The sequence below is a fragment of the Aliivibrio sp. S3MY1 genome (assembly GCF_028765575.1).
Classification (GTDB): domain Bacteria; phylum Pseudomonadota; class Gammaproteobacteria; order Enterobacterales; family Vibrionaceae; genus Aliivibrio.
Genome location: NZ_JARACO010000049.1, coordinates 1 through 6,350, shown reverse-complemented (window position 1 = coordinate 6,350; position 6,350 = coordinate 1). Strand labels below are relative to the sequence as shown.

General features: G+C 38.7%; 3 protein-coding genes. 1 reads left to right on the top strand and 2 read right to left on the bottom strand.

What is annotated here, in order from left to right; all coding sequences use genetic code 11:
* Nucleotides 1-2,911 (top strand): VCBS domain-containing protein (locus tag PVK62_RS16880; RefSeq protein ID WP_274449493.1); only part of this gene is annotated, 2,911 nt, incomplete at its 5' end.
* A 106-nt stretch (nucleotides 2,912-3,017) separates the two neighbouring features.
* Here PVK62_RS16880 and PVK62_RS16875 read toward each other — a convergent pair.
* Nucleotides 3,018-4,208 carry a class I SAM-dependent methyltransferase gene (locus tag PVK62_RS16875; protein ID WP_274445415.1) on the bottom strand — a complete coding sequence of 397 codons (1,191 nt, stop codon included), beginning with the start codon at nucleotides 4,206-4,208 and terminating at the stop codon, nucleotides 3,018-3,020.
* A gap of 165 nt (nucleotides 4,209-4,373) precedes the next feature.
* The gene (locus tag PVK62_RS16870) at nucleotides 4,374-6,335 is read right to left on the bottom strand and encodes a methyl-accepting chemotaxis protein (RefSeq protein ID WP_274449492.1); all 1,962 of its coding nucleotides are present in this window, start codon (nucleotides 6,333-6,335) and stop codon (nucleotides 4,374-4,376) included.
* Nucleotides 6,336-6,350 lie beyond the last annotated feature (15 nt).

Below are 6,350 nucleotides of genomic sequence, written 5' to 3'. Positions count from 1 at the left end.
AGGTGATACATTGACTGAAACATTTGAAGTTACAGTCACAGATTCTTACGGTGAAACATCCACAGAAACAGTAACCGTTGTGATTGATGGCTCAAATCTACCACCTGAGTTTAATATTGACCCTGATGCACCAGAGTTTGTGGTCGAGCTAAAAGAAGATGAGTTAGTAACAGATTCTCGAACCTTAACGATTAATGATCCAAATCCAGGAGATACGGTTACTTTTGACGCAAAAACATTAACGGGTACTTACGGTACTTTTACTGTCGATGCTAATGGCGTTTGGACCTATACACTCGATAACGATGCTGCTCACATTCAAGGACTCAATGAAGGTGAAGTTGTATCAGAGGTATTCACTGTATTTGCTGTTGATGAGCATGGCGCAAAAATATCTCAACAAGTGACGGTTAATATTACCGGCACAAACGATATCCCTAAGATTTCGGGTATGGAGACAGGTTCAGTAGAAGAAGCGGATAGTAGCTCAACATCAGGAAGTTTCGCTACATCAGATGTTGATGTGGGTGATATTGTTACGGTATCTACTGGAACTCAAGGCTCTTATGGTAGTGTATCTGTTGATAACGCAACGGGTAAATGGACTTATACGGTTGATGGCACAAATCCTACAGTGGATAGCTTATCAAAAGGCGAAACCCTTACCGATACCGTCACGATTATTGCAACCGATGAACTTGGTGCAAACTCTGAAATGACGATTACAATTACCATTAATGGTGAGAATGATGCACCAAATCTAGTTGTTACGACACCTCCCGAATTAACTGAAGATAGTGGTGCAACAGCACCTGCAACTATTGAAGTGACAGGTAATTGGGATGATGGAGATCCAGATGCATCTGATACCCACTCATGGCAAGTCTTGAATGGTGATGCTTTAGGCACATTAACCTTTGATCCAAATGGCGATTATAAATTAGTTGTTGATAATACCGCGTTAGAGATCCAACAGCTTGGTGTTGATGAGTCTTTAGAGTTAACTTATAGCGTCAAAGTAACAGATGAACATGGCCTAAGTAGTACAGAAAATATTACTTTCACTGTAAATGGGAGCAATGATAATCCAGAAGTTGTTAACACCAGTATTCTTTCAGTGGATGTTGAAGAAGATGGGACTTTAACTCAATCAGGTCAGTTAGATATTACTGATATTGATATTACAGATACAACATTTGCGTTTGATGTAATTACTTCACCTACGGATGCTTACGGTGCAGTAACCGTTGATGATAATGGGAAATGGACTTACGTATTAGATAACGATAAAGCACAAGATATTGGTGATGAAACCATCATAGAGACTTTCACTATACAGATTGACGATGGTAATGGTGGGGTAATTACACAAGATGTAACGGTGAATATTACTGGTACAGATGACGATCCGATTATAGATACAACAGTCACTCAAGTGACAGAAGGTACGGCAGTAGAAGATGGAGTACTGACAGCTACTGGTCAAATTGCTTATGTTGATCCTGAAGGGGATGTCATTGATTATAATGTAATTAATTCACCTACCTCACCGTATGGAACCTTTAGTGTAGATACGAATGGCGTATGGACGTATGAATTAAATAATACGCTAGCTCAAGACATTGGGATATCTGGTACTCAAGAAACTTACACCATTGAGGTTACTGACCAAGCTGGTGGAGCAATACAACAGATTATCACTATTAATATTTCTGGAGAAAATGATTCTCCAGTGATAGCAGGAACAAGCACAGCTGACGTAAAAGAGGGCGTGCTTGAAACGGCCAGTGGTCAATTAACAGCAACCGATGCTGAAAATGATTCAATAAACTGGCAACTTGCTTCTACGTCTTCAACAACAGGTGCTTATGGAACACTAAGCATTAATGCTGCTGGATTGTGGACATATATGTTGCTTGAAGACAGTACATTAGGGCTGGCAGCTGATACAACAGATGAGTTTATCGTAGAAGCATCAGATGGAAAGGGAGGGATTACTCAACAAGTGATCACCGTCGCTGTTGCTGCCCCTACCATAATTCAAGGCGTTAGTGGTTCAGATATTTTAACGGGAACGACCAATGATGAATTGTTATTTGGTAATCCATTAGACTTATCTGATGTAGGTACAGCAGATACATTTACTTGGACTAATGCTTCTATTGGTGGTGACTTAGCCCGTGATGTGATCAAAGACTTTGATCTTGATAGTGATAAAATTGATTTAAGTGATATTGCTAATATTACCTCTGTTTGGGATTCAGCAACGCTAGCTTCTCAAATTCAAGTATCAGAAGTGGATGGCAGCACGGAAATTTACATTAATGAAGCGGGTGGCACAGTACAAACCATTGTTATTGATGGAATTACTCTTGATGAGCTAGCAGGAGAGTCTACCGCAGGGATGACGGATGCTGAAAAGTTGAACTCATTAACTAACTCTGGTCATTTAGTGGTTTCAGATAGCTTTGGTAATGAAGATGACAATACCCTATATGCATCTGGTCAAAATGATATTTTAACCGGTGGTGCTGGTAATGATGTCTTTTATTTTGCTGAAGACATTGCAGGAGATCTTATTAATCCAGCTGAAACTCAAGTTGAAGATTTTGCCCTTGATGGTGTTGCTGCAAATAATGAAGCAGACATTTTGAATTTAGCCGATTTACTACCGGATAGCGTGACATCAACATCAACTATTGACGATATGTTACAGCACATAGAAGTTAACATTGATGACGGTAATACTCAGACGGTTTTATCGATTACTGATGATCAAGGCAGTCAAACTAATATCACCTTAAAAGGCGTAGATAGTGGTGCGCTAGGGATTAGTGATTTAGGCAGTATTAGCGATCATGATGTTCTAGATAAACTTTATAATGAGTTCAATGCATTTAAAGTCGACTAACAGAGCGACTGCGTTATGAAACAAAAAAGGCGAGAGGGGTTACCTTCTCGCCTTTTTTATTTTAAGTGCTTGTTTATCAAGTTCTTATTTTGGTATTAAATAAGAACTATACAACGCGACAAGCAAAGCCTTTTAAGTAGAAACCTTCAGGGTAAGCAGAATCAAGAGGGTGATCCGCTGCTTGCTCAAAACGCTCAATAAACTGAACCGTACGCTTAGCATCAAGAGCTGCATCAGCAACGATTTTTTGGAATAAGCCCGCGTCCATTAAGCCAGAGCAAGAGTACGTTAATAGCGTACCGCCTGGATTTAGGATCTGCATAGCAAGCATATTGATGTCTTTATAACCGCGACATGCGCCAGTAAGCTGGTTTTTAGATTCAGCAAATTTTGGAGGATCCATGATCACAACATCAAATTTAGTGCCGTTGTCACGGTATTCACGCAATAGCTTAAATACATCAGCGTTTAAGAATTCAGCTTTAGATAAATCGAATCCATTAATTTCAGTGTTGTTTTTCGCGTTATCCAACGCCAGTTGAGAAACATCAGCATTGATAACATGTTTTGCACCACCTTTAAGAGAGTACAAACCAAAACCACCGGTATAAGAGAAACAGTTAAGTACTGTTTTATCTTTTACGTATTTGCATGAACGCTCACGGCTATCACGTTGATCAAGATAGAAACCTGTTTTATGACCATTGACGATATCAACGCTAATTTTAACGCCGTTCTCTTCAATGATTACTGACTCTGGTGGCTCTTCACCATGTAGAACGCCAGTGCGTTGCTTTAGGCCTTCTTTTTTACGAACAGAAACGTCAGAACGCTCGTAAATATTACAGTCTGGGTAACACTCGATTAATGCTTCTACTAGCATATCTTTAGTTGCTTCAGCGCCAGCACTTAAAAGCTGACACACAAAATAATTTTGGTAACGGTCAATCGTGATACCTGGTAAGCCATCAGATTCAGCAGCGATTAAGCGATAGCCAGTTAAGCCTTCACGCTCAGCAAGAACATCGCGTAGGCCTTGTGCTTGATTCAGTTTACGAACAAAAAAGTCTTTATCAATTGTTTCGTTTTTATCAAACGTCCAAACACGAGCGCGGATTTGAGATTGTGGAGAAAATGCACCACGAGCCAGCCATTCACCGCTGTTTGAATAGATCTCAACTGTTTCACCTAGCTCTGCTTTCCCATCAATGCGGTCAATACCGCGAGAGAAGATCCAAGGGTGACGACGACGCAATGCTTTATCGCGTCCTTTTACTAAATAGATTGAAACAGTCATGTTTGATGCTCGATTACGAAAAATAGAGGGCTATTCTCTTTGAACTATCTTATAAAAGCAATGAATAATAAGAGAGGGCAAGGAAAGTATACTGAAAAGAAGAAACTGAATTGGCAGAAAAATGGAGAGGGGTTCGCCTCTCCATGTTAAGTGAGTTATTTGTGATTAATTAACCGTAAAGATCTCAAGTTGAGAGCGTTGCTTCTCTGCTAACTCAGATAAGAAGTTCGACGCTTTACTCGATTCCTCAATTCCGATCACGTTTTGATTAATAATATCTTTGATACCCACAACCGTACTGCTGATTTCTTCAACTGCATTAGATTGTTGTAATGCAGCAGATGCCATCTCAGTCGAGTTACTATAAATAGACTGAATTGCAGTATTAATATCAGTTAAATGTTCATAAGATTGAATTGACGTTTCACGAGTTACTGTAATGGTATCCAAGCATAAATCTACTTTTTTAGTTGCATCTAAGGAGTGTGCTTGCAGTTCTGAAATAATTTTCTGTATGTGAACTGTAGATTGCTGTGTTTTACCCGCCAGATTTCTTACTTCATCAGCCACAACAGCAAAGCCTCGGCCCATTTCACCCGCGCGCGCCGCTTCAATCGCTGCATTTAATGCTAATAAATTAGTTTGTTCTGAAATATTATTAATTACAGTAGCGACTTCTTCAATGCTTACACAATGAGTTCGTAGATTTTCAACAACCAGAGAGGTTTCTGTTAATTGCTCGGTTAAATCATCAGCACGACTCTTATTTTGCTCTGCAATATCCTGCCCTAATTGGCATAGTGACGCCGCATCGGTTGCTTGCATTTCAGTGTTTTTAGCAGAACTTGCCACTAAGTTTGAAGAGGCAGACAGCTCTGTTACTGCAGCGGCAATTTGTTCAATTTGAGCACTTTGCTCTTCTGCATTACTTGAACTTTGTGTCATAACACAAGCAAGCTCTGTTGATGAGGAAGCTACATCATTACTCTGATCTCTGACCGAGCCAACCATCTTGGCCATGTTTTTGATCGAAGTATCTAAATTTGTAGCAAGCACAGCAAGTTCATTTGTACCTGACAAATTAGTTAATGTGGTCAAGTTCTGTTTGGCCATTGCTGCAATGGTTTTTGAAATAGCCGCTAAAATATTATTAATATTACGGGCAAGTAATAAAGCGATAAACGTAGAAAGTAAGGCTGCACCAAACCACGACCAAATTTGAGTGTTTTGAACGTTTTGACTTGCATCTAGAGATCGTTGATTTAGCGTTTGGGTGAACTCCATTTGGCGTGCATTCACAGTAGTAATCACATTAGTAATATTTTTAACCATATTTGTACGTGATTTAGCTTGTTCTGAGTTTGCTTTTAAGGCAATAATACTTTCGTGATAAAGAGATAAATATGAACCAAATATGTTGTCAGAGAAAGATTTTACTTCAGAAAATTGATTGTATTTATTTAAAAAAGATGTAATTGAAGTAAGGTATTGTTCAGCTGTTTTTTGTTCACTTAAATCTCTACTACTTACCATTCTATTTAAGCTGTCATAAAAACGCTCAACATTAGTCGTAAAAGTAATACGCTCTTTTTCCCATTCAGATTCAGGGCCAGTATATACGGAATCAATAAAAGTCAGCATTTCAACCGTAGGTTGCCAAAAAATGGGAGTGGTGATCTGAGTATCATATAAATCAATTAATATTTGAACAGAAGTATTAATGCTTTTTTCGTAATCGAGTAAGACTTTTTGTAAATTCCTCATGTCTGATTTACCTGTATCACTCAATACATTTGATGCAAGAATACCCTCATTAATATGGGTATTTATTGAGACAAATGCCTTTTGTAATTCTTTATGTTGCTCTTGCATTGCTTGTCCGTTTTCAGACATTGTATCTCGATTTGCTACACGAATTTCTTGCCAGTTATAACGAAGTTGCATAATTTCAGAACCCAGTGCGGCTCGTTCGCCTGTCTGAATAATATTATTTTTTACTTCATTGTTACGACCATCTATTAAAAAAGCGACGCTAGCGAATAGAATTAATGAAATGAAAACAGGGGTAAGGAGTAATGTAAGTAATGGTTTGTTAAGCGATATTTTAACTAAAAATGATTGGTTCACGTTGTCTCTCCTGAT

What these genes read in the sequence shown, in the direction of transcription:
- PVK62_RS16875 (WP_274445415.1), bottom strand. Translation starts at nt 4,208, where the DNA reads ATGACTGTTTCAATCTATTTAGTAAAAGGACGCGATAAAGCATTGCGT.